Origin of the sequence: Virgibacillus salexigens (assembly GCF_000723585.1) — a bacterium.
Classification (GTDB): domain Bacteria; phylum Bacillota; class Bacilli; order Bacillales; family Amphibacillaceae; genus Virgibacillus; species Virgibacillus salexigens.
Map to the genome: position 1 here is coordinate 2,140,856 of NZ_CCDP010000001.1, position 21,825 is coordinate 2,162,680.

At 36.5% G+C, this 21,825-nt stretch carries 24 protein-coding genes and 1 pseudogene; 24 read left to right on the top strand and 1 reads right to left on the bottom strand.

Annotated elements, in window-relative coordinates; genetic code table 11:
* Window position 1 precedes the first annotated feature (1 nt).
* The 15 genes and pseudogenes from aroB (at window position 2) to BN990_RS22370 (ending at window position 11,995) form a co-directional block, all read left to right on the top strand.
* A complete protein-coding gene (aroB, locus tag BN990_RS10110; RefSeq protein ID WP_306465021.1) occupies window positions 2–1,081 on the top strand; it encodes a 3-dehydroquinate synthase in 1,080 nt (359 codons plus the stop codon).
* Window positions 1,078–1,455: a chorismate mutase gene (gene aroH / locus BN990_RS10115; RefSeq protein ID WP_021291267.1), complete on the top strand. Its 378-nt coding sequence runs from the start codon at window positions 1,078–1,080 to the stop codon at window positions 1,453–1,455. Before aroB ends, aroH begins: the two co-directional genes overlap by 4 nt.
* Complete coding sequence (gene hisC / locus BN990_RS10120; protein WP_038245156.1) at window positions 1,455–2,540, top strand: histidinol-phosphate transaminase; 1,086 nt, start codon at window positions 1,455–1,457, stop codon at window positions 2,538–2,540. Before aroH ends, hisC begins: the two co-directional genes overlap by 1 nt.
* 12 nt (window positions 2,541–2,552) lie before the next feature.
* Complete coding sequence (locus BN990_RS10125) at window positions 2,553–3,653, top strand: prephenate dehydrogenase (protein ID WP_187370453.1); 1,101 nt, start codon at window positions 2,553–2,555, stop codon at window positions 3,651–3,653.
* A gap of 35 nt (window positions 3,654–3,688) precedes the next feature.
* Window positions 3,689–4,978 carry a 3-phosphoshikimate 1-carboxyvinyltransferase gene (gene aroA, locus BN990_RS10130; RefSeq protein ID WP_021291270.1) on the top strand — a complete coding sequence of 430 codons (1,290 nt, stop codon included), beginning with the start codon at window positions 3,689–3,691 and terminating at the stop codon, window positions 4,976–4,978.
* Between the two features lie 220 nt (window positions 4,979–5,198).
* Window positions 5,199–6,470, top strand: a complete 1,272-nt coding sequence (locus tag BN990_RS10135) for a tetratricopeptide repeat protein (RefSeq protein ID WP_021291271.1) — start codon at window positions 5,199–5,201, stop codon at window positions 6,468–6,470.
* Between the two features lie 37 nt (window positions 6,471–6,507).
* The gene (locus BN990_RS10140) at window positions 6,508–7,083 is read left to right on the top strand and encodes a ReoY family proteolytic degradation factor (protein WP_038243936.1); all 576 of its coding nucleotides are present in this window, start codon (window positions 6,508–6,510) and stop codon (window positions 7,081–7,083) included.
* Window positions 7,084–7,176: 93 nt separating this feature from the next.
* On the top strand, window positions 7,177–7,635 hold the full coding sequence (locus BN990_RS10145; protein WP_031335530.1) for a DUF2487 family protein: 459 nt from the start codon (window positions 7,177–7,179) through the stop codon (window positions 7,633–7,635).
* 138 nt (window positions 7,636–7,773) lie between these two features.
* Window positions 7,774–8,286, top strand: a complete 513-nt coding sequence (locus tag BN990_RS10150; protein ID WP_021291274.1) for a QcrA and Rieske domain-containing protein — start codon at window positions 7,774–7,776, stop codon at window positions 8,284–8,286.
* A 6-nt stretch (window positions 8,287–8,292) separates the two neighbouring features.
* Window positions 8,293–8,967, top strand: a complete 675-nt coding sequence (gene qcrB / locus BN990_RS10155; protein WP_021291275.1) for a menaquinol-cytochrome c reductase cytochrome b subunit — start codon at window positions 8,293–8,295, stop codon at window positions 8,965–8,967.
* Between the two features lie 16 nt (window positions 8,968–8,983).
* Window positions 8,984–9,766, top strand: a complete 783-nt coding sequence (locus BN990_RS10160; protein WP_038243940.1) for a menaquinol-cytochrome c reductase cytochrome b/c subunit — start codon at window positions 8,984–8,986, stop codon at window positions 9,764–9,766.
* An 89-nt stretch (window positions 9,767–9,855) separates the two neighbouring features.
* Window positions 9,856–10,431 carry a lipoprotein heptaprenylglyceryl N-acetyltransferase LhaT gene (gene lhaT, locus BN990_RS10165; RefSeq protein WP_038243943.1) on the top strand — a complete coding sequence of 192 codons (576 nt, stop codon included), beginning with the start codon at window positions 9,856–9,858 and terminating at the stop codon, window positions 10,429–10,431.
* Between the two features lie 234 nt (window positions 10,432–10,665).
* Window positions 10,666–10,806 (top strand): annotated as a pseudogene (locus BN990_RS23625) (sporulation protein YpjB); the annotation flags it as partial.
* Between the two features lie 46 nt (window positions 10,807–10,852).
* Window positions 10,853–11,542, top strand: coding sequence for a zinc metallopeptidase (locus tag BN990_RS10175; RefSeq protein ID WP_021291279.1), 690 nt, complete (start codon window positions 10,853–10,855; stop codon window positions 11,540–11,542).
* A gap of 243 nt (window positions 11,543–11,785) precedes the next feature.
* The gene (locus BN990_RS22370; RefSeq protein WP_074436656.1) at window positions 11,786–11,995 is read left to right on the top strand and encodes a hypothetical protein; all 210 of its coding nucleotides are present in this window, start codon (window positions 11,786–11,788) and stop codon (window positions 11,993–11,995) included.
* Between the two features lie 110 nt (window positions 11,996–12,105).
* Here BN990_RS22370 and BN990_RS10180 read toward each other — a convergent pair whose 3' ends face one another.
* Window positions 12,106–12,978: a YitT family protein gene (locus BN990_RS10180; protein ID WP_187370454.1), complete on the bottom strand. Its 873-nt coding sequence runs from the start codon at window positions 12,976–12,978 to the stop codon at window positions 12,106–12,108.
* A gap of 162 nt (window positions 12,979–13,140) precedes the next feature.
* On the opposite strand from BN990_RS10180, the gene BN990_RS10185 reads away from it, so the two are divergent.
* The 9 genes from BN990_RS10185 to BN990_RS10220 all read left to right on the top strand — a co-directional run bounded on the left by BN990_RS10185 (window position 13,141) and on the right by BN990_RS10220 (window position 21,823).
* Window positions 13,141–13,473, top strand: coding sequence for a nucleotide pyrophosphohydrolase (locus BN990_RS10185; RefSeq protein WP_021291281.1), 333 nt, complete (start codon window positions 13,141–13,143; stop codon window positions 13,471–13,473).
* Window positions 13,474–13,499: 26 nt separating this feature from the next.
* Entirely contained in the window at window positions 13,500–14,297 is a 798-nt protein-coding gene (gene dapB, locus BN990_RS10190) for a 4-hydroxy-tetrahydrodipicolinate reductase (RefSeq protein ID WP_021291282.1), read from the top strand.
* 11 nt (window positions 14,298–14,308) lie between these two features.
* Window positions 14,309–14,728, top strand: a complete 420-nt coding sequence (gene mgsA, locus BN990_RS10195) for a methylglyoxal synthase (protein ID WP_038243947.1) — start codon at window positions 14,309–14,311, stop codon at window positions 14,726–14,728.
* Window positions 14,725–15,852, top strand: coding sequence for an N-acetyl-alpha-D-glucosaminyl L-malate synthase BshA (gene bshA / locus BN990_RS10200; protein WP_021291284.1), 1,128 nt, complete (start codon window positions 14,725–14,727; stop codon window positions 15,850–15,852). The genes mgsA and bshA overlap by 4 nt, the downstream gene beginning before the upstream one ends.
* A gap of 14 nt (window positions 15,853–15,866) precedes the next feature.
* Window positions 15,867–17,069, top strand: coding sequence for a CCA tRNA nucleotidyltransferase (locus BN990_RS10205; protein WP_021291285.1), 1,203 nt, complete (start codon window positions 15,867–15,869; stop codon window positions 17,067–17,069).
* The gene (locus BN990_RS10210) at window positions 17,045–18,040 is read left to right on the top strand and encodes a biotin--[acetyl-CoA-carboxylase] ligase (RefSeq protein WP_038243950.1); all 996 of its coding nucleotides are present in this window, start codon (window positions 17,045–17,047) and stop codon (window positions 18,038–18,040) included. The genes BN990_RS10205 and BN990_RS10210 overlap by 25 nt, the downstream gene beginning before the upstream one ends.
* A gap of 97 nt (window positions 18,041–18,137) precedes the next feature.
* On the top strand, window positions 18,138–20,939 hold the full coding sequence (gene dinG, locus BN990_RS10215) for an ATP-dependent DNA helicase DinG (protein WP_038243951.1): 2,802 nt from the start codon (window positions 18,138–18,140) through the stop codon (window positions 20,937–20,939).
* Between the two features lie 220 nt (window positions 20,940–21,159).
* Entirely contained in the window at window positions 21,160–21,330 is a 171-nt protein-coding gene (locus tag BN990_RS21900; RefSeq protein ID WP_021291288.1) for a YpmA family protein, read from the top strand.
* A gap of 58 nt (window positions 21,331–21,388) precedes the next feature.
* Window positions 21,389–21,823 carry a cell wall elongation regulator TseB-like domain-containing protein gene (locus BN990_RS10220; RefSeq protein WP_021291289.1) on the top strand — a complete coding sequence of 145 codons (435 nt, stop codon included), beginning with the start codon at window positions 21,389–21,391 and terminating at the stop codon, window positions 21,821–21,823.
* The last annotated feature ends 2 nt before the right edge of the window (window positions 21,824–21,825 follow it).

Genomic DNA, 21,825 nt, shown 5'->3' on the forward strand with positions numbered 1-21,825 from the left:
GATGAAGGTGGATGAAATCGTAGTAAATTCAAGCTCGCATTCATACCGTATTATGATTGGGAATGGAATTCGATCACAGATTTCAACATTTGTAACAAAGGCATACTCTTCCATCTTTATCGTTACAGATGAGCATATTGCTGATTTATATTTGTCTGATATACAATCGGGTTTAACACATGAATACGTGTATACTTCGATACTACCTGCTGGAGAGAAAACAAAGTGTATAGAGTATTATTATCAATTACAAACGGAAGCAATTAAATATGGTCTAGATCGTAATTCACTTATCATTGCATTAGGAGGAGGAGTTATCGGAGATCTAGCAGGTTTTGTGGCTTCTACTTTTATGCGGGGAATCGACTATATCCAAGTGCCAACGACGATATTAGCTCACGATAGCAGTGTAGGTGGGAAAGTAGCGATTAATCACCGACTAGGGAAGAATTTGATTGGCAGCTTTTATCCTCCACAAGCAGTTATTTATGATGTTGAAACATTGCAATCATTAAGCGAACAGGAAATACGATCTGGGTATGCAGAGCTAATTAAAGAAGCATTAATCTCAGATGAACTTACATTTCGGGCTATGTTAAAAACAGATTTGACATCACTTTCGGCGGAGGAATTACAAGAACATCTACGTATGGGAATAAAGGTAAAAGCTAGTATTGTGGAAGCGGATGAAAAAGAATCAGGTATTCGTAAGTTTTTAAACTTGGGACATACATTAGGCCATGCTTTGGAAGCGGAGTTAGGATATGGATCTCTAACACATGGAGAAGCAGTAGCTATTGGTTTGTTATTCTCGTTTCATATAAGTGAATCCATACTTTCTACTCATTTACCGTATGATCAATTACATGAATGGTTTAAAAAAAATAATTTTCCTTTGATCATCCAAACGGAAGATATCCAATCACTAATGATGAAAATGAAAAAGGACAAAAAGAATGTAAGTAAGATGATTCAAATGGTATTGCTGCAAGACATTGGTGAACCAACCTTACGTACGGTAACGGATAAGGATATGGAACGTCATTTAAATTCTTTTATAGGAAAGCTGGTGACCAAGTGACACGAGGAATTCGAGGGGCAACAACAATTTCAGAAAATAAAGCTGACATGATTATTGAGAATACGAGGCAGTTAATTGAAGAAATGGTAACAAAAAATAATGTAGAGCCAGAAGATGTATCTCATGTTTTTATCTCTGTAACGAAAGATCTAAATGCTGCATTTCCGGCAAAGGCGCTTAGAAAATTATCTGGTTGGACATATGTACCGGTAATGTGTATGGCAGAGATTGAAGTACCAAATAGTTTACCATCGTGTATTCGGGTCATGATGATTGTTAATACAGATATAGATCAAGCTGCTATTCAACATGTTTTTCATAATGAGGCGGTTCATTTACGACCAGATTTAGCGGGAAAGGTGGAGAAGCAATGATGGAAGGAAAAGCAGCACTTAAACAATTGGCTCCGTATCAACAAGGAAAACAGATCCAAGAAATCAAACAAATGTACAATTTAGACCGTATTGTAAAACTGTCTTCAAATGAGAACCCCTATGGATATTCAGATAAAGTAAAGCAATTTCTAAATGAATATATCCCATCATTTGATATTTACCCTGATGGCTATACGAAAGAATTACGTTCTGTACTTGCTGCAAAGTTAAATGCTCAAGAGACAGAACTGGTTTTTGGAAGCGGCTCAGAGGAAATTGTTCAAATGATTTGCCGTACGTTTTTATATGAGGGCGTAAATACCGTCATGGCTACACCAACCTTTCCGCAATATAAACATAATGCAATTATTGAAGGAGCGGAGGTTAAAGAGATTCCAACGGTAGAGGGTTATCATGATTTACCAGCAATGTTGGCCGCCATTGATAAGAAGACAAATGTGGTATGGCTTTGCTCTCCTAATAACCCAACCGGTAATCCTATGGCAAAACAGGAATTTATTCAATTTATGGATAATTGTCCAGATAATGTCTTAGTTGTATTAGACGAAGCGTATTATGAATATGTTGATCCAAATAAGGATATCCAAGCAATTAATGAAATCAATAACTACCAAAACTTAATCGTTCTCCGTACATTTTCCAAGGCGTATGGTCTTGCTGGACTACGAATTGGTTATGGTATAGCAAATGAAGCAATTGTTACACAATTAAACATCGTACGGGGACCATTTAATACAACTTCAATCGCGCAACAGATAGCACTGGTCGCCTTAGAGGATGATGATTTTATTCAGGATACGAAAGCAAAAAACCTTGAAGTAAAGCTCTCTTTTCAACAGTTTTTACATGATATTGACTGGGGGTATTATCCTTCTGAAACTAATTTCATGCTTGTTTCAACACCAAATAGTGGAACGGAGTTGTTCGAATATTTAATACAACATGGGTTTATTGTTAGACCGGGGGAATTATTAGGTATCCCTAATACCATTCGGTTAACATTGGGATTGAAAGAAGATATGGAGCGATTTCAACAGCTATTGGTAAGTTATAATAAAAGCTAAGGAGACGTCAGTGTGAAACGAACAATAATGATAGCAGGGCTTGGTCTTATTGGAGCTTCATTAGCAAGAGCACTTGTTACAGTAAAAGAGAATACAGTTATCGGATACGATGTAAATCCGTATACGGTTGACTTTGCCCAGAAAAACGAAATTATCCATGAATCATCTAGTGAATTTAAAACGGCTGTACAGAAATCGGATTACGTAATCTTGGCGGCACCAATTTCAGAATCGATTACTCTCTTAAATGAAATGGATAATATGGCATTAGAAAAGGACATCATCGTAAGTGATGTCTCTTCTGTAAAACAATCGATTATTACAACGGCAAACCGCTTAACGAATAAACAGATTGCTTTTATAGGTGGGCATCCGATGGCTGGTTCTCATAAAAAAGGGGTTGAAGCTGCTAAACCGCATTTATTTGAAAATGCGATGTATGTACTGACCCCGACTAATCGTAGTTCCGATCAAGATGTAGAAGAACTAAAGCAAGTATTATTGCCCACGAGAAGCAAGTTTATCACCTTAAATGCTGAAGAGCATGATGAGATGACTGGGGTAGTTTCCCATTTCCCTCATTTAATCGCTTCATCACTTGTACATCAAGCGAAAAATTGGGCGCGAACACATACATATTTACCTAATTTAGCAGCAGGAGGTTTTCGTGATATAACTCGTATAGCCTCAAGTAATCCGATTCTTTGGCAGGACATTTTCTACCATAATCGACAGAAAATGTCCCAGCTTTTAGAAGAGTGGATCACTGAAATGCAAACGTTAAAAAAGCTCTTAGACCAAAATGAAAAAAAAGAAATGATTCACTATTTAGAATTAGCCAAGAATTATCGGGATGGTTTAGTATCTGCTGATAAAGGAGCCATTCCATCCTATTACGATCTATATGTCGATATTCGAGATCAGACGGGTGCATTAGCTAATGTTACCCAATTACTTGCAACCCACGATATCAGCATTAATAATATACAAATATTAGAGATAAGAGAAGGAATTATGGGGGCATTACGTTTAAGCTTTTCTACGGAACAAGTACAAAAATCTAGTGAAGTAATACTACAGCAGCATGGATACGAAACAATGATCGAAAAATAAGGATGAACCATTGGTAGAATAAAGGACGTGATCAATTGAAGGAATTAAAATTATCAGCTGTGAATGCACCGTTACAAGGTGAACTTGAAGTACCTGGTGATAAATCTATATCTCATCGTTCTGTCATATTTGGCGCATTAGCTCACGGCGTAACTACTGTTAGTCATTTTTTAGATGGAGAAGACTGTATGCGTACAGTAGATATTTTTCGTGCTATGGGAGTTTCGATAGATAAAGAAGGTTCTCAATTAAAAATTGTTGGAAAAGGTCGTCAAGCGTTAACAGAGCCGACAGCTCCGCTTTATTTTGGGAACTCAGGTACTACAGCTCGATTAATGCTTGGTATATTAGCTGGACTTCCTTTTTTTACAACAGTTTATGGTGATGCTTCTCTAACCAAACGGCCAATGAACAGAGTCGTAGACCCACTATGTCAAATGGGAGCTCATATTGATGGGAGAAAGGATGGAAATTATCTACCTTTGGCAATTAACGGTGACACCTTATCAGGAATACATTATCATTTACCAGTGAAGAGCGCTCAAGTGAAATCAGCCGTATTATTAGCGGGTCTGTACGCAAATGGTGAAACTACAGTTGTAGAAACTTCCTTAACGAGGAACCATACAGAAACCATGTTACAAGCATTTGGTGCCGATATAGAGATTGAAGGGAAAGAAATTACTGTTAAAGGAAATCAAACGCTATCTGCTAATGATGTTTATGTACCAGGAGATATATCTTCAGCAGCATTCTTTTTAGCGGCAGCTGCAATTGTGCAAGGAAGCAGTATCCGCTTGTTGCATGTTGGTCTAAATGAGACGAGAACAGGAATAATCGATGTTCTAAAAGCGATGGGCGCTAATGTAATAGTAGAAGAAGTTCATTCTAAAGGAGGAGAGCTGTTAGGGAATATCCGAATTGCGCAATCTCCTTTAATTGGTACTACCATCGAAGGGGAAATGATACCTAGGTTAATCGATGAGATTCCTATCATTGCTCTACTGGCAACGCAAGCAGTGGGAACAACGGTTATTAAAGATGCAGAAGAATTACGCGTGAAAGAAACGGATAGAATCCTTGCCGTTACGGAAGTATTAACTCGTTTAGGTGCAGATGTTGAAGCAACAGACGACGGGTTAATCGTCCACGGAAAAACACCGTTAACCGGCAATGAAGTTGCTTCCTATCACGATCATCGTATAGCAATGATGGCTTCTGTTGCGTCTCTAATAACTAATGGCGAAGTAATCATTGACGACATTTCGCCTGTAGCCACCTCTTATCCAAATTTCTATAAGGACTTAGATCATTTGATCAAGTAAGAATGATCGCTTGTAGGGTATTGATCTTTTTTAATAACTAATCAGTTACTAAACAACTGAAAGAAATGAATAAATGGTTATGAATTGTGGGTATAGTGGTAAGGAGCTGTTTTTAATACAGCTCCTTTATTTGCTATGCCCATGCTTTTATTTTGAACATCATCTTTTTTTTCGTTATGATTAGGTTCATGATGATGTATGTGTAGAAAGGAAGTCAAACGTGGAAACAATAATGGAAGCTGTTCGACTAATGGAAGCAAAGCAAAGTGAGAAGGCGATCGAGCTATTAGAAGATTACCTACCTATGGCAGATGAAGAAGAAAGGTACACCATTGCTGAATTATTTATACAATGGGGATATCTTCATGAAGCCAAAGCGTTAATGGAAGAATTAGTACAACAGTACCCAAATGAAGGAGAATTAAAAGTAACACTGGCAGATATTTATACTGAACTTGAAGAGGATGAAGCTGCCATTCAATTGTTAAATGAAATAAATGATGAAGAGGACCCAGCTTACGTACAGACGCTTATCCAATTAGCCGACCTTTATCAAGCTCAAGGTTTATTTGAAGTCTCTGAACAAAAACTGCTAGCTGCGAAACAAGCGGAACCAAATGAACCAATTATTGATTTTGCATTAGGTGAATTATATTTTTCAACAGGAGATTATTTAAAAGCAACCACCTATTATGAAAAGATTCTCTCAAGAACAAAGGAAATTGCTAATATTTCCATTAACGATCGATTAGCGGAAGCTTATGCCGAATCAGGAGAATTTGAATTAGCCCTTACGTACTATCAAGATGAAGATAGCGAAAACCCTGACTCATTATTTAAATATGGGTTTACTGCTTATCAAGCAGGGCGCAGCGATATTGCAAGAAAAGCATGGGAACATGTAATTGAAATAGACACCTATTATCACACTGTATACTATCAGCTTGCGAGAGTTTATGAAGAAGAAGGGTTATTAGAAAAAGCCTATGATACAGCATTAAAAGGAATAAAAGTCGATGAATTTAATAAAGAGCTCTTTTTCATGGTTGGAACTTTAGCCCATCAATTGGATAAGGATGAAGAAAGTGAGAAATATATTAGGGAAGCAGTAGCAATCGACCCAGATTTTAAAGAAGCAATCTTATTCTTAATTGAATTACTAAAAAATAAATCCGATTTTAAAGGAATTATTGACTTGATTATCGAAATAAAACATACAGGAGCAGATGATCCCCTGTATGAATGGGAACTTGCTCGAGCGTATAATGAAACAGAATCATTCAAAGATGCATTAAAACACTATCATGCTGCATATAATAACCTTAAAGATGATAGCGACTTTTTAAAGGAATATGGTTACTTTTTAACAGAAGAAGGGAGGATACAGGAAGCAATTCCCGTCTTTGAAAAATATCTTGAACAGCAACCAACTGATGATGACATCAGCGAATTTGTACATCGGTTAAAGCAGTCAGATAGAGAAGATTTATAGATAGACTTTACTTGGATTATGAAGGGGGCTAATAAACATGCATACTCCAGTATCCGTAGAAGATAAAAAAAGCTTCATCCAGTGGTTTTTGAATCATTACCAGTTAAAAAAACGTGAGAGTGTATGGATCTTAAATTACTTGGTTAATCATGATGAGTTACTTGCAAATGTTCACTTTGTAAGGGAAGCAAAGTTTTGCCCAAGAGGTATAATTATGACAAGCCATTGTTCAGAAGAAACAGCATTTCGTTTTTATAAAAATCAATTGGTGACGACAGACGCTGAAAAATCATTTCATGATATTCGATTAAATAAGAATGAAGCTTTGTATTTACAATTGAATTTTAGTAAATCGTATCAAAATGAATTATATATCTCTGTACTGGAAGAGAACCCCTTTATCCCAGATGAATATTTTATAACGCAAAAGGACCAAGAATTAGCAAAGCAATTATTAGATATGTCATTGTTTGAATTTAAAAAGAAGAAATTGAATGAACAGATAGACCGTGCACTCGATGATATGGATCAAGTAGCATTCCTAAAACTTTCAGAACAACTGAAGATGCTTGAAGAGAATAACGATAATCAACCGAATTTGCTTCGGCAATAGGTTGATTTTTTTTGCATCTTTAAGATAAGATTTACTCAAGGTGTAATATTTTTGAAAAAGATGTCAAACATTAAGAGAAAGGCTGATTCGTACATGAAATGGAAGAAGGCAGATGTAGCACAATATTTAGAAGCGAAAGAATATATCGACACCATTCTCATTCCATTAATACCTTATCAAATGACTGGGGATACAGAACTTGAAAAAAACGCTTTTCAAAATGAGTTAACCTCGGTGCTAGCAAACGAACTGGAGAAAGAACTAACAGGTCGTATCATGTTAACCCCTACCTACAACTATGTGAAAGCTGCGGATAGGGAAGAGGAAGTAAATCGAATTCATTCGTGGATCGAGGAAATCCAGCAGCAGCCGTTTCCGCATATTTTCTTGTTAACACTTGATTCATCATGGAAAAAACATGAACAAGCTTTGGATGGCACACTGTTATGGTTACCCGGAATGAAGTCAGGTGATTTGCATTCAGCAGAGATGCATCGATTCATCCGAGATCAAGTAGAACAGGTAAGTGAATTAATCCGTTCATATTGGTAAAAATAATTAAAAATCTTTTGTTAACAAATGGCAATATTTATTGACCGGACAAACAGTTTGCGCTATCATGGTTAATGTCCTAGTAATCTGATTAAACTATTATTGTCCGTGATTATTGTAAAAAGAGGGGGGAAAATCATGAGTGAAAAGAAGCAGCAAGTATCCCGTAGACAGTTTTTAAATTATACGCTTACAGGGGTTGGTGGATTCATGGCAGCAGGCATGCTGGCACCAATGTTGCGTATGGCGGTTGACCCAGTTTTGCAGGAATCTGGTCATGGAGACTTGACAAACGTCAGTTTAGCTGTCGAAGATATTACCACGGATCCACAGCGTATTGATTGGAAAGTAAAACAAGTGGATGGTTGGTATGAATCTGAAGTAAATCGATCAGCTTGGGTATTTAAAGATGAAAATGACGAAATTCAAGCCTTTTCCCCAATTTGTAAACACTTAGGTTGTGTCGTATCCTGGGAAGGAAGTGATGAATATCCAGATCAGTTTTACTGCCCATGTCATGATGGACGATATTACAAGGATGGAACAAATGTGCCTGGAACTCCACCCTTACAACCTTTGGATGTTTATGAACAAGAAGTACGAGATGGAATGCTATTCCTAGGCGACGCAGTACCAAGAGAGGGGGCGTAATCAGTTATGCTGCAAAAAATTTATGATTGGATTGACGATCGCATAGACATTACGCCAATCTGGCGCGATATTGCAGACCACGAGGTACCAGAGCATGTTAACCCAGCACATCATTTTTCTGCATTTGTATATTGCTTTGGAGGGTTGACATTCTTTGTAGTAGTCATTCAAATCCTATCTGGAATGTTTTTAACGATGTACTATGTACCTGATATTGAAAATGCATGGAAATCTGTTTACTACTTACAGACAGAAGTAGCACATGCACAAATCGTACGTGGGATGCACCATTGGGGTGCCAGTGTGGTTATCGTAATGCTGTTATTACATACACTGCGAGTGTTTTTCCAAGGAGCTTATAAAAAACCACGTGAACTTAACTGGATGGTTGGAGTTCTAATCTTCTTTATCATGCTTGGTCTTGGATTCACTGGATACTTATTACCATGGGACAACAAAGCATATTTTGCAACCCAAGTCGGACTTGAAATTGCTGAACAAGTTCCTTTTATTGGGGAACAATTGAAAACGCTATTAGCTGGTGATGCGAATATTGTAGGGGCACAAACGTTGACACGCTTCTTTGCCATTCATGTATTCTTCTTGCCAGGAGCATTATTTGCGCTATTGGCAGTACACTTTATCTTAATACGTAGACAAGGAATATCTGGACCGCTATAAAAAGGAGGGGAAAGCATTGCATAAGGGTAAAGGTATGAAGTTTGTCGGAGATTCTCGGATCTCTGCTGAAAGAAAACCAAATGTACCAAAAGATTATTCTGAATATCCTGGTAGAACAGAAGCTTTCTGGCCCAACTTTTTATTAAAAGAATGGTTAGTAGGTGCTGTGTTTCTAGTTGGATATTTATGTTTAACATTAGCACATCCCTCACCATTAGAAGGAATGGCTGACCCAACAAATTCATCTTACATTCCATTGCCGGACTGGTACTTCTTGTTCCTATATGAATTACTCAAATATGAATTTGCAAGTGGCGATTTCATTATTATGGGAATTCTAGTATTGCCAGGTATTGCTTTTGGTGCGTTATTAATTGCACCATTCTTAGATAATGGACCTGGAAGAAGACCACATCAGCGTCCTGTCGCTGTTGGTATGATGTTACTTGCACTAGCTTCTGTTATTTGGCTTACGTATGAATCTGCTTCTCACGTGGATTGGGAGTCACGCGCAGAAGCCAATAAACCTATTCCGCCTGGCGAACAGGTGGAAATTGACACGGAAGATCCAGGATATGCAGTTTATGAAAATAGCTGTATGTCCTGTCACGGAGATGACCTGCAGGGTGGTGCAGCAGCTCCATCATTAATCGGAATCGATAAATCTGCTGAAGAGATTGCTCAAATTGCACAAGAAGGGATCGGATCAATGCCTCCTGGACAATTCAGTGGATCCGATGAAGAACTTCAACAGTTAACTGATTTTATTGTATCTGTTAATGAAGAGCAATCAGAATAATTAAAATGAAGAACACCTTTGCCACACTAGTTGGTGAAGGTGTTTTTTAAGCCAATGAACAATTTATGATGTAAGAAAAGAGGGATTTCTTGATCAAGTACATCTTATTAGATCGCCGTTTTTTAATTCTTTTATTTGTTATTAATTTACTAGGGACGATCTATGGATATATGTGGTACGAAAGTCAATTAAGTGAGACATTACCGATATTTTTCATTTTTGTTCCTGATAGTCCAACAGCGAGTTTATTTTTTACCATATTCCTTTTATTTTTCATTTTTCGCAAGAATGTTCCATACATAGAAGCATTAGCTATGATTACACTATTTAAATATGGTGTATGGGCTGTAATCATGAATCTGCTTACTTTAATAATAGACGGTTCTTTGAGCTGGCAAGGGTATATGTTGATGGCCTCACACGGTGCAATGGCGATACAAGGGTTATTATATGCTCCTTATTATAAGCTAAAATTACGTCATATTGTCGTAGCTGCAATTTGGACATTGCATAATGACGTGATTGATTATGTCTTTGAACAGATGCCCGTGTATGCTTCGTTAACAAACTATATGAATGAAATTGGCTATTTCACATTTTGGCTAAGTATCCTTTCCATTGCACTTGCTTATTTTCTAACAAGTGCATCACGGCAGAAAGGATAAAAGTATCAGAACTCCATTATCTCGCTGTTATATAATATAACTCCAGATCATACATTAGTGTTATAAGAAAAATATGGGGTGATCTCTATGAAAAATAATAAACAGCGTTTGGTAATGGCATGCTTAATTACGGTCATAGGGATGATTGGTAGTTTTTACATACACCCTGCCTCCACGGAGGCTGGAGTGTTCTTGCAAGCAAGTACATCATCAGAACAAAATAATGATTTGCTTCCGCTAATTTGGACAGTAGCGATTGTCGGGGGTTGTATTGGTGTTACATTAACTTATGTTAGTTGGAGAAAATATAGAGGGGAATCAAAAAAGGAAACAAAAACAAAAACAAAAACGAAACAAGACAAAACAGTTGACTAATATTCATTTTTTGACTAAAATTGACCTTAAATAAGGAGGAATGCACATGCTAGGTGGCTTTGGTGGTTACCTTATCTATATTGCCTTGTTAATGATTATCCCAATTTGGGCACAGTCCAAGGTTAAAAACACGTATAAAAAATATTCTAAAAAAGCGACATCTTCTTATATGACAGGTGCTCAAGTGGCTCGAAGAATACTTGATGAAAACGGGCTTTACGATGTAAGTATTGAAGAAACGAAAGGGACCCTTTCTGATCACTATGACCCAAGAAAAAAAGTTGTACGACTTTCCACAGGAAACTTTCATGGACAATCAATGGCAGCTTCTGCTGTTGCCGCCCATGAAGTAGGACATGCTATTCAGGATGCTCAAGACTATGCCTTTCTAAGATTTAGAAGTGCCTTAGTACCTGTAGCTAACTTCGGCTCAAATATCTCCTTCTTTCTAATTATAGGCGGCATACTGCTTAACCTATCTGGTTTATTCCTTTTCGGAATTATCTTCATGTCAGCAGCTGTGTTATTCCAGCTTGTAACATTGCCTGTTGAATTTGATGCATCCAATCGAGCGATGGCTCAACTTGTTTCGTCAGGTGTCATACGAAATAACGAAGAAAGAGAAACAAAGAAAGTACTCAATGCAGCAGCGTTAACCTATGTTGCAGCTGCACTTGTAGCTGTTGCTGAATTGGTTCGATTCATTTTGATGTATGTTGCAGCAAACAACGAATAATAAGCAAAATGGGTTAGTCATCCCATCTAGGCTGTCGAGAAAGTAATCCGACAGTCTTTTTTTTTCTGAAATTCCATCTTTCTTTTGTTATTCTTAAGATAGAATTTCTAAAGGCGCTGATGGTTATGTTCCAATCAAGAAAAGATCAACAAATTGAATTGGAGATGTGACGATTGAAGAAACTTGTTCCTGAAGACCACTTACTCCGGAAGATTGACCACAACATCGATTTCTCCTTTATCCATGAAAAACTATGTCCCTTCGGAAAATAAGCCAGAAGGGTTCTTTTATCTTGATCACCGTACCACGGATTTGAAGTACAACAGTATTACGGATGTTCATGTTACACCTGCAAACGTCCATAGAGGTGTTTGTGGCTGCCAGAAATCATCTGGTAACTATAATAATAGGCGATTGGTATTTGTCCGCACTGGCGCACAAAAAAGCTTGTAGAAAAACACGGGTTTTCTCTACAAGCAAAAATGGGGTGGACCTTTAGTCCTGTTTTATGAAGAAGATGGTTGCCTGCTAGTGTTCGGAGTGAAAGGAGCGAATGCAGAAACTTATTCTTCAATCGGATTCTTATTTTCATCTAAAGTAAAACCTTCTCCTAATACATCATGAACGGTACTTACAGCAACAAACGCATGCGGATCTATACTGTGGATAATAGTTTTTAAACGGACAATTTCGTTTCTTGCTACTACACAATACAGTACATCACGTTTGTCGCCAGAAAAACTACCTCTTCCTTCTAATACAGTTACACCACGGTCCATTTCCTTAAGTATCTTGGCAGCTATAGCATCGCTATGACTGGAAATAATAGTGGTACCCTTAGCTGAGTAAGCTCCTTCTTGAATGAAATCAATCACTCGCGCCCCGATGTAAACTGCTACTAACGTATAAATTCCTTGTTTCAAATCTAATATAGCAAATACGGATGTCATAATGACGACAAAGTCGAAGAGAAACATGGTTCTTCCCATACTCCATCCCACGTATTTATTAACTAATCGGGCAATGATATCAACGCCACCTGTTGTTCCACCAAATCGAAAGATAATACCTAAACCAATTCCGATAAACACACCTGCAAACAGCGCGACAAGTGTCATATCTGATTCAAGGTGAATAGCAAAAGGTTTCACTTGAAATATACTAAGAAATAATGATACCGCACCAGTGCCAATGATACTGTATATAAATGTATTTCGCCCTAGAAATTTCCATCCAATTAAAAACAATGGGATATTTAATATAATATTCGTTATAGCGGGATCCCACTCCCATAAAAAGTATAGTAATAATGTAATACCGGTAAAACCGCCTTCTCCTAAATTATGTTGCATGTTAAAATGAACGATTCCAAAGGAGAAAATGGCTGATCCAAATAGAATAAATGCTATATTTTTAATTTTTAAGCCAAAAATCAATTAATTACCTCCTATGTTTTTAATGCTATGTCTAGTATTAGTATAGTCAATCTATTTAAAAAGAACAATTTCATTTCATCCTTCAAATAAATGATTTGTCAAAACGGCAGGGATTAGCTAACATTATATTAGCAACTAATATAGATTAAGGGGGGATGAAGCATGGAAAGTAACATATATACAACGAAGGAGATACAAGAACGGGTAGATACGTATATCTCACAATTTAAAGAGGGCTATTTTTCCCCATTAAGTCTAATGGCTCGACTAACAGAAGAAGTTGGTGAATTAGCTAGAGAGGTAAATCATTACCATGGAGAAAAACCAAAAAAGTCAACCGAGCAAGAAAAGACAGTGGAAGATGAGTTAGGTGATATTATCTTTGTGTTAACTTGTTTTGCGAATTCACTAGAAATAGATCTTTCAGAAGCATTTCATACATCCATATCGAAAATTGAAACACGTGATAAAGATCGTTGGACGAAAAAAGACTAGTTTTACATACAAAGGAGAATGACAAATTGGCAATAAATGTAGTAATTGCTGGACCTAGAGGGAAAATGGGTTCAGAAGCTGTTAAAATGGTTTTAAATGAGGAAGATTTTCGGTTAGTTGCATGTATCGATCGAAAAAATGATGGGAAAACACTGAACTCAATAATATCGTCTGTAGATGCAACGGTACCAATTTACGATGATATTGAAACCTGTTTAGATCAACAAAAAGAAGTTGATGTTCTTGTTGAATTATCTGTCCCAGAAGCAGGGTATAAACATACGAAATGTGCGATTAATCATGGAATACGCCCAGTGGTAGGTACAACCGGCTTTACTGAGAATCAGCTCGCTGAATTGGACGAGCTTGCTAAGAAGCAAAATATTGGATGTATTATCGCCCCAAACTTTGCTATTGGGGCTGTACTAATGATGAAATTTGCAAAAATGGCCGCTTCTTATTTTCCTGATGTTGATATCATTGAAAAACATCATGATAACAAGTTAGATGCACCATCCGGAACAGCAATTAAAACGGCGGAACTCATTAGTGAAAACAGAACTGTTAAACAACAAGGTCATCCAGAGGAAAAAGAAACGCTTACAGGAGCAAGGGGAGCTGATGTAGATGGAATGAAAGTTCATAGCATCAGATTACCAGGATTAGTTGCACATCAAGAAGTTATTTTTGGTAGTGCGGGCCAAACACTAACAATTAAACATGATTCAATTGACCGCGCATCCTTTATGGATGGAGTTAAATTTTGTATAGAACGCGTCTTAGAATCCAAAGGGCTTACGTATGGTTTAGAAAATATATTATAAGGTGGGATACTATGAATATCGCATTAATTGCGCATGACAAAAAGAAACAAGACATTATAAATTTTAGTACGGCTTATCAATATATTTTAACACAACATACGTTATACGCTACTGGAACTACAGGAAGAATGATCTCAGATGCGACAGGACTTCATTTCCATTTATTTCAATCAGGTCCATTAGGCGGTGATCAACAGATTGGGGCAATGATTGCTAATAATGAAATGGATATGGTGATATTCTTTCGTGATCCACTAACGGCACAGCCTCATGAACCAGATGTAAGTGCATTAATGCGACTATGCGATGTATATCAAATCCCACTTGCTACAAACATTGCTGCTTCAGAAATATTTATCAAAGGATTACACAATGGTGATTTTCAATGGAGAGAGATTGTAAAACAGAAAGAGAAGGAAAACAAAGAATGAAGAAGATAGGAATTACGTGCTATCCTAGCGTTGGTGGCTCGGGTATTATCGCTACCGAACTAGGGATGCTTCTAGCGGAAAAAGGAAATGAGGTACATTTTATTACATCCAGCTTACCTTTTCGATTAAATCAAATTAATCCGCGAATTTATTATCATGAGGTGGAGTTAAACCATTACCCTGTATTTCAGTATCCACCATATGATTTAGCGTTAGCAGCTAAGATGGCTGAAGTGATTAATCGTGAAAAGTTAGACATATTACATGTACATTATGCCATGCCTCATGCAATTAGTGCTCTTTTAGCAAGGGATATCGCGGATCATGAAGTTAAGATTGTAACGACATTACATGGTACAGATATTACGGTGTTAGCTATTGATGATATTTTTAAAAACATGATTAAGCATGGAATCGAGCAATCCGATGCAGTTACTGCAGTATCCGAACACTTAGCCGAGCATACATCAAACCTACTGGACGTAAACCGGAATATCCATGTCATTTATAACTTTGTTAATGAACAGGTATATTATCCAAAGTCAATGCCCGCTATTAAACAAGAGTATGGAATTCATCCAGATGAGAAAGTCATTGTTCATATTTCAAACTTTAGAAAGGTGAAACGCCTTAAAGATGTTATCCGGACTTTCTATGAAATACACAAGCAGGTTCAAAGTAAACTACTGTTAATTGGCGATGGGCCTGAATATAGCTCTGCATTTCAATATGTGAAACAGTTAGGAATAGAAGATCGCGTATTATTTTTAGGGAAACAAAAAAATATCAATGATTTATTAAGTATCAGTGATTTAAAATTACTGATGTCAGAAAAAGAAAGCTTCGGCCTCGTATTATTAGAAGCAATGGCTTGTGGTGTACCTTGTATTGGTACAAACATTGGCGGCATCCCTGAAGTAATTGAACATGGAAAAACAGGATACATTGTTGAATTGGGAGAAACGGATCAGGCAGCTAATTACGCGATTGATTTACTATCCAACCAGAAAAAATTGCATGCTTTTTCTGAACATGCAATAAAACATGCAAATAACCATTTTCACTCAGAAAAAATTGTCGCACAGTATGAAAAGTTATACAATGATATTCTAAGTAGTCCATAAAGTTGGTGAATATAATGTTTTCTACACCGTTTAATAAAGCAATTAAAATTCTAGAAACAATTGAAAATCATCAACATCAAGCCTATTTTGTAGGTGGTTGTGTTCGAGATTATTTATTACAGCGACCGATTGGAGACATCGACATTGCTACTTCTGCTAAGCCAGAAGCTTTACAAGAAATGTTCCATTCCATTATTCCTGTTGGAATTGAACATGGAACAGTAATTGTTCGCTATGATAAGGAATCCTATGAGGTTACTACCTTTCGAGTTGATGGAACTTATACGGATCAACGTCATCCAGACGGGGTAACGTATATAAATAATATTGATAAAGACTTAGAGCGGCGTGACTTCACAATTAATGCGTTAGCTATGGACATAAATGGAAATATTATTGACTTATTTAATGGGCAGCAAGACTTAACAAATGGAATTATTCGAACCGTCGGTAATGGAAAAGAACGGTTTAAAGAAGACCCATTGCGAATTATTCGGGCACTACGTTTTAGTAGTCAGCTCGGTTTCACGATTGATCAAGTAACAATTGATCATATGGTACAAGTAAAAAAAGATATAGAGAGTCTTGCGATTGAGCGGATCACGAATGAATTCACCAAATTTTTTGCTAGTAAATACGTTGGCCATGGTTTACATTATTTATTTGAAACGAAAATCTACAAGCACTTACCTGTGTTTAAAGATCATGAGCAATTAATTTACAAATTACCAACAACTATAGAACCGCTATCTTCGTTTGGTGAAGTAATTGCTGTATTTCACCTTTTAGACCCTTCGATATCGGTGGTAAACTGGGTGAAATCTTGGAAGTGTTCGAATAAGTTGAAGAATGAAGCACAGTTGATTGTTCATAACATCGACAGATTTAAAAGCGAAGGACTAAGCCGATGGCTAATTTACCAATTACCTACTTCGTTATTTACTAGCTTTCAAAGAATCATTCATTTATTCTATCCCGAGGAAAATATAACAGTAGAAAAAATGAAAAGGATCAAGCAATTGCTCCCTATTCAATCACGTAAGGAATTAGCGATAAATGGTAATGACATTATACGGTTCTATCCGGATTATTCAAAAGGGCCATGGATGAAGCTATTATTAAATGAAATTGAAAAGCAAGTTGTTACAGGTGGAGTACCTAATAACTATCAAGCGATAAAGGAGTGGATAAAATGGAATCCACCCGAAATAAATTAATTCAACTTTTAGCAGAGAATAAAGAATCTTACATTTCCGGCCAAATGCTTTCTGATCAATTACATATATCGAGAAGTGCGATTTGGAAACATATGAAGGAACTTGAACGAGACGGTTATGAAATTGAAGCAAAATCAAAAAGAGGCTATCGAATCATTAAGTCCCCAGAAAAAATAACAGAAAACACTATTCTATGGGGGCTTAAAACGAATTGGCTAGGGAAAAAAGTAATTCATCGTGAAATGACCAGTTCCACACAAATTTTAGCGCATCAAGCTGCAAAACAGAACGAAGGACATGGTACGATTGTAGTAGCTGATGAACAAACAACTGGCAGAGGACGCATGAGCAGAACGTGGCATTCAAAAAAAGGAAGCGGCATGTGGCTTAGTATGATATTGAAACCTGAATTACCTCCTTACCTTGCGCCACAGTTGACCTTGTTAACAGCTGTAGCTTTGGCAGATACAATTAGTGAGATATCAAATACGAAACCGTTGATTAAATGGCCAAACGATATATTATTTTCAAATCAAAAGAAGTGTGCTGGAATTCTTACAGAACTACAAGCTGAACAAGATAAAATTCAGTATGTTGTTATAGGAATTGGGTTAAATGTAAATCAGGAGTTGTCAGATTGGCCAGATGAGATTCAAGAGCGAGCAACTTCTCTGTCTATTGAAACAAATAAACAATGGGAAATTCAATCAATCATGCAGCATTTTCTTTCTGAATTTGAACAGACATATGATAATTACATGGTGAAAGGTTTCTCGGAAATTAAAAAAAGATGGGAAGCTTATGGTTTTAAATTAGGTGAATTAATTACGATTCAAAACCTACACGAGACAAGAAGAGCCATTTTTAGCGGCATTGCTGAAGATGGGGCTTTACTAATAAAAAATGAAGATGGCAGTTTAGAAAAGTTGTATTCTGGAGAAATAGATTGGTTCAATAAAGGTGATCGATAATTATTAGTTAACATTTATCATTGGTTGACCAAGAGCAAAATCCTGTTATGATGTAAAGGGACCTGAGCAAATGCATGGAGAAGTGAGGTGGTAATTTATGAATAGATATGTAGTTATCGATCTAGAAACAACCGGAAACGCACCTGGTAAAGAGGATAGAATTATTGAAGTAGGAATTGTTGTTATTGAGAATGATTCCATTGTTGATAGTTATTCCACCTTACTCAATCCCAAAAAAGAAATACCATTATTTATTACAAATCTAACAGGAATTTCCGATAGCGATGTCGCATATGCACCATCATTTGAAGATAACGCTGATGAGATCATCCAATTATTTACGGACAGCTATTTAATTGCGCATAATGTGCCATTTGATCTTGGATTTTTAAACGTAGAGCTCGAAAATTGCGGTAAACCCAAATTGATCAATCCAGTACTGGATACGGTTGAACTATCAAGAATTTTATTTCCAACTTCACCAAGTTTCAAATTAAGCCAGCTAACGGAATATTTGGAAATTAACCACAATGAACCTCACCGTGCATTATCGGATGCATTTGTAACGGCAAAGTTATTTCTAAAGCTTAAAGAAAAAATGGAATCATTGCCATATGAAACCATTGTTCAGTTACTACATCTAGAAAAAACATTAAAGTCTGACGTGTATGAATTACTACATAATTGTCAAGAAAAGCTCATGTTTCAAACAGAAGAGGATCCTAACATGGACTCGTATCATGGGATAGCCTATCGACGTTCAAAACAAGATAAAGAAAGTCCAATGACTCCCGATTGTTCTTTTGGAGAGTTATTGGATGAAATTTATGAAGATAACGGTACCATGGAGCAAAAGATTGTAAATTATGAAAAGCGCCCAGGTCAACGAGTGATGTCTGAAACTGTATTTGATGCGTTTCAGGGTCACCAACATGCTTTCATTGAAGCAGAGACAGGAACTGGCAAGTCGCTAGCTTATCTTATTCCTACCATTTATGAAGCGATAACTGAAAATAAACGGATTGTTATTAGTACATTTACTACACAGCTGCAAACGCAATTATTAGAAGATGAGATCCCAATGATAAGACAACTCGTTCGTTTTCCTTTTAAAGCTACCTTACTGAAAGGAAAATCACATTATATTAGTCTAGAGAGACTAGAACAGGAGCTGTCTCATACACAGCATGATAATTATGATATTACCTTAACGAAAGCAATGATCGTTGTATGGCTAACAGATACTGTGACCGGTGATATTGACGAAATCCAGTTACCTTCTAGCGGTTATATGTTTTTCTCACGGATCTCTGCAGATATGGAAGATAATATCGATCCATCGTCGCCATGGTTTTCAAGATCTTATTATCAAAAGGCAAGAAGAAGAGCACAGCAAGCCAATATTGTCATTACAAACCATGCTCTTCTATGTACGGATATGTTTAATGATTATCAGCTATTACCCAGCTACCATAAAGCCATTATAGATGAAGCTCATCATTTAGAAGATACTGCATCACGGCACTATGGGTTAAAGTTGGATTATGTTCATCTGCAATATATGTTAAACCAATTAGGAAAAGTCGAAGATAATAAACTTATTAGTAAAATACTAAGTCATTATAATGGGGCGCGGGAACAATTACCTCTGGAAAATTGGGATATTGTGCTTGAAGAAGCAAAGCATGAAACAGATGATCTGTTTAGACACTTATTCCAGTATGTATTAGATCAGCATAAGTCAGATAAATCATTAAGCGATATCGGAAGAACGCAATATAGATTTGAAGATGGTAAAGAGATACCAGATAAATGGAATGTTATTAAGGAAATGGTAACGCGGCTTACATTTTATCTTCGTGATCTAATTCATGGGCTAGCTTTAATTGAATTCCATTTGGTTAAGCAATTCGATTTTCAGACAGAGGATAAAGAAGAGATTCAAGTTCATACGGAGCATCTTCAAGAATGTATCGACCGTTTAGAGCAACTATTTTTAATCGCACAAACAGATAAACAAATTAAATGGATTGAAATTGAAACCTATGGAGCAAAAAATGCAGTTTATTTATACAGTGAACCGACAGATGTAGCGCGTGTGTTAGCAGATCATTTCTTCCAAGTGAAAGACAGTATTATCTTGACTAGTGCAACGTTAACGATGAAGCAGTCTTTTGATTTTATTCAAGCTCGTTTAGGTGTAAGTTCAGAAAGACTTATTACCCAAAAGATAGCTTCCCCATTTTCGTATCAAGACCAGGTCCAATTAATGGTGCCAAATGATTTTCCCGACATTAAATACGGAAAAATGGATGATTTTATTTATGCAACTTGTGAAGCTATTTTATCATTAGCAGAAATTACAAAAGGAAGAATGCTTGTCCTTTTTACATCGTATGATATGTTGAAAAAATCACATACGATTTTAAAAGAATCTTTGGATATCGGAAAATATGCGCTAATTGCCCAAGGGATATCAAGCGGTAGTAGGACTCGCCTAAAGAAAAACTTTCAAACCTTTGATCAAGCGATACTGCTAGGAACTAGTTCCTTTTGGGAAGGGGTAGATATTCCTGGTGAAGCTCTTTCTTGCTTAATGATTGTTCGTCTACCGTTTCAGCCTCCTGATCATCCAGTCCATGAAGCAAAATCAACCTATTTAAAAGAGCAGGGAAAGAATGCGTTCATGGAATTTTCATTGCCAAATGCAGTTATTCGTTTTAAGCAAGGGTTTGGCAGATTAATCCGTTCAACCAGCGATAGAGGAATTGTATTTGTTTGTGACACGCGGATAATAAAGGCACGATATGGAAAGTACTTTATTGAATCCATACCGAATGTTCCCTTGTCCTATGAGACCACACCATTGCTTATGGAAAAAGCAAAAAAATGGTTTTAAAAAGGCTGATACTCTTTTTTAGAGTATCAGCTAAAAGAAAGTGGAATGGGGTAAGAAAAATTTGCCGAAATAAATAAAAACAAAACAATTTTTCGCTTAACCTTGTTATACTAAGATTATGGTTTTATTTACAACAGCATATATAGCTTTCGCATGTTTCGCATTTGTATGTCTAACAAAATTTGATAAAACAAGAAGTATTTTTACTGGAGGGGAAAAGATGGATAATAATGTTGAGATTTTATCAACCGTAAAGCTCCGCTATTCATCAGAAATATATAAAATTGTTGATACATTAAATAGAACATTAAAAGAACAGGATTTAATGTTCGGATTAGCATTGGATGATAACCATGAAGATCAGGCCATCTTCACTATATACCGGACCTAAATGGTTAACTTGGAGCTTACTAATTATAATAATTTTCCTTATTTCCTGTTTTATTTATATGATTTATTTATACATTGATCTAAAAGATAGTAAAACAGCTGGGTATGAAGAAACCAAACAACAGCTGTTAAAAGCAAATACCTTAACTGACATATCCAAAGTGGAGACATTTCATGGCGATGAAGCATATCATGTGGTGTTTGGGACAGATGATCAACAAGATAAAATTATCTTCTATCCATTAGAAGGAAAAGAGAAGAATCTCACAACCGTTAATCAATCGGAAATCATTAGTAAGGATGCTATTATTAATGAATGGGAACAACAGTGCAGTGATTGTGAACTAGTTAAAGTAACACCTGCACTTGTAGAAGATAATAAATTATGGGAACTTACATATATTGACGCTTCCAATCGTTACGTTCTTGATTATGTATCGATCTATGATGGTTCCCGTTATGAACAATATCGATTAAAAAGTATGTTTAATTAGAA

What these genes read in the sequence shown, in the direction of transcription:
- aroB (WP_306465021.1), top strand. Translation starts at nt 2, where the DNA reads ATGAAGGTGGATGAAATCGTAGTAAATTCAAGCTCGCATTCATACCGT.
- hisC (WP_038245156.1), top strand. Translation starts at nt 1,455, where the DNA reads ATGGAAGGAAAAGCAGCACTTAAACAATTGGCTCCGTATCAACAAGGA.
- BN990_RS10140 (WP_038243936.1), top strand. Translation starts at nt 6,508, where the DNA reads ATGCATACTCCAGTATCCGTAGAAGATAAAAAAAGCTTCATCCAGTGG.
- BN990_RS10145 (WP_031335530.1), top strand. Translation starts at nt 7,177, where the DNA reads ATGAAATGGAAGAAGGCAGATGTAGCACAATATTTAGAAGCGAAAGAA.
- BN990_RS10150 (WP_021291274.1), top strand. Translation starts at nt 7,774, where the DNA reads ATGAGTGAAAAGAAGCAGCAAGTATCCCGTAGACAGTTTTTAAATTAT.
- qcrB (WP_021291275.1), top strand. Translation starts at nt 8,293, where the DNA reads ATGCTGCAAAAAATTTATGATTGGATTGACGATCGCATAGACATTACG.
- BN990_RS10175 (WP_021291279.1), top strand. Translation starts at nt 10,853, where the DNA reads ATGCTAGGTGGCTTTGGTGGTTACCTTATCTATATTGCCTTGTTAATG.
- BN990_RS22370 (WP_074436656.1), top strand. Translation starts at nt 11,786, where the DNA reads ATGAAAAACTATGTCCCTTCGGAAAATAAGCCAGAAGGGTTCTTTTAT.
- BN990_RS10185 (WP_021291281.1), top strand. Translation starts at nt 13,141, where the DNA reads ATGGAAAGTAACATATATACAACGAAGGAGATACAAGAACGGGTAGAT.
- mgsA (WP_038243947.1), top strand. Translation starts at nt 14,309, where the DNA reads ATGAATATCGCATTAATTGCGCATGACAAAAAGAAACAAGACATTATA.
- bshA (WP_021291284.1), top strand. Translation starts at nt 14,725, where the DNA reads ATGAAGAAGATAGGAATTACGTGCTATCCTAGCGTTGGTGGCTCGGGT.
- BN990_RS10205 (WP_021291285.1), top strand. Translation starts at nt 15,867, where the DNA reads ATGTTTTCTACACCGTTTAATAAAGCAATTAAAATTCTAGAAACAATT.
- BN990_RS10210 (WP_038243950.1), top strand. Translation starts at nt 17,045, where the DNA reads ATGGAATCCACCCGAAATAAATTAATTCAACTTTTAGCAGAGAATAAA.
- dinG (WP_038243951.1), top strand. Translation starts at nt 18,138, where the DNA reads ATGAATAGATATGTAGTTATCGATCTAGAAACAACCGGAAACGCACCT.
- BN990_RS21900 (WP_021291288.1), top strand. Translation starts at nt 21,160, where the DNA reads ATGGATAATAATGTTGAGATTTTATCAACCGTAAAGCTCCGCTATTCA.
- BN990_RS10220 (WP_021291289.1), top strand. Translation starts at nt 21,389, where the DNA reads ATGATTTATTTATACATTGATCTAAAAGATAGTAAAACAGCTGGGTAT.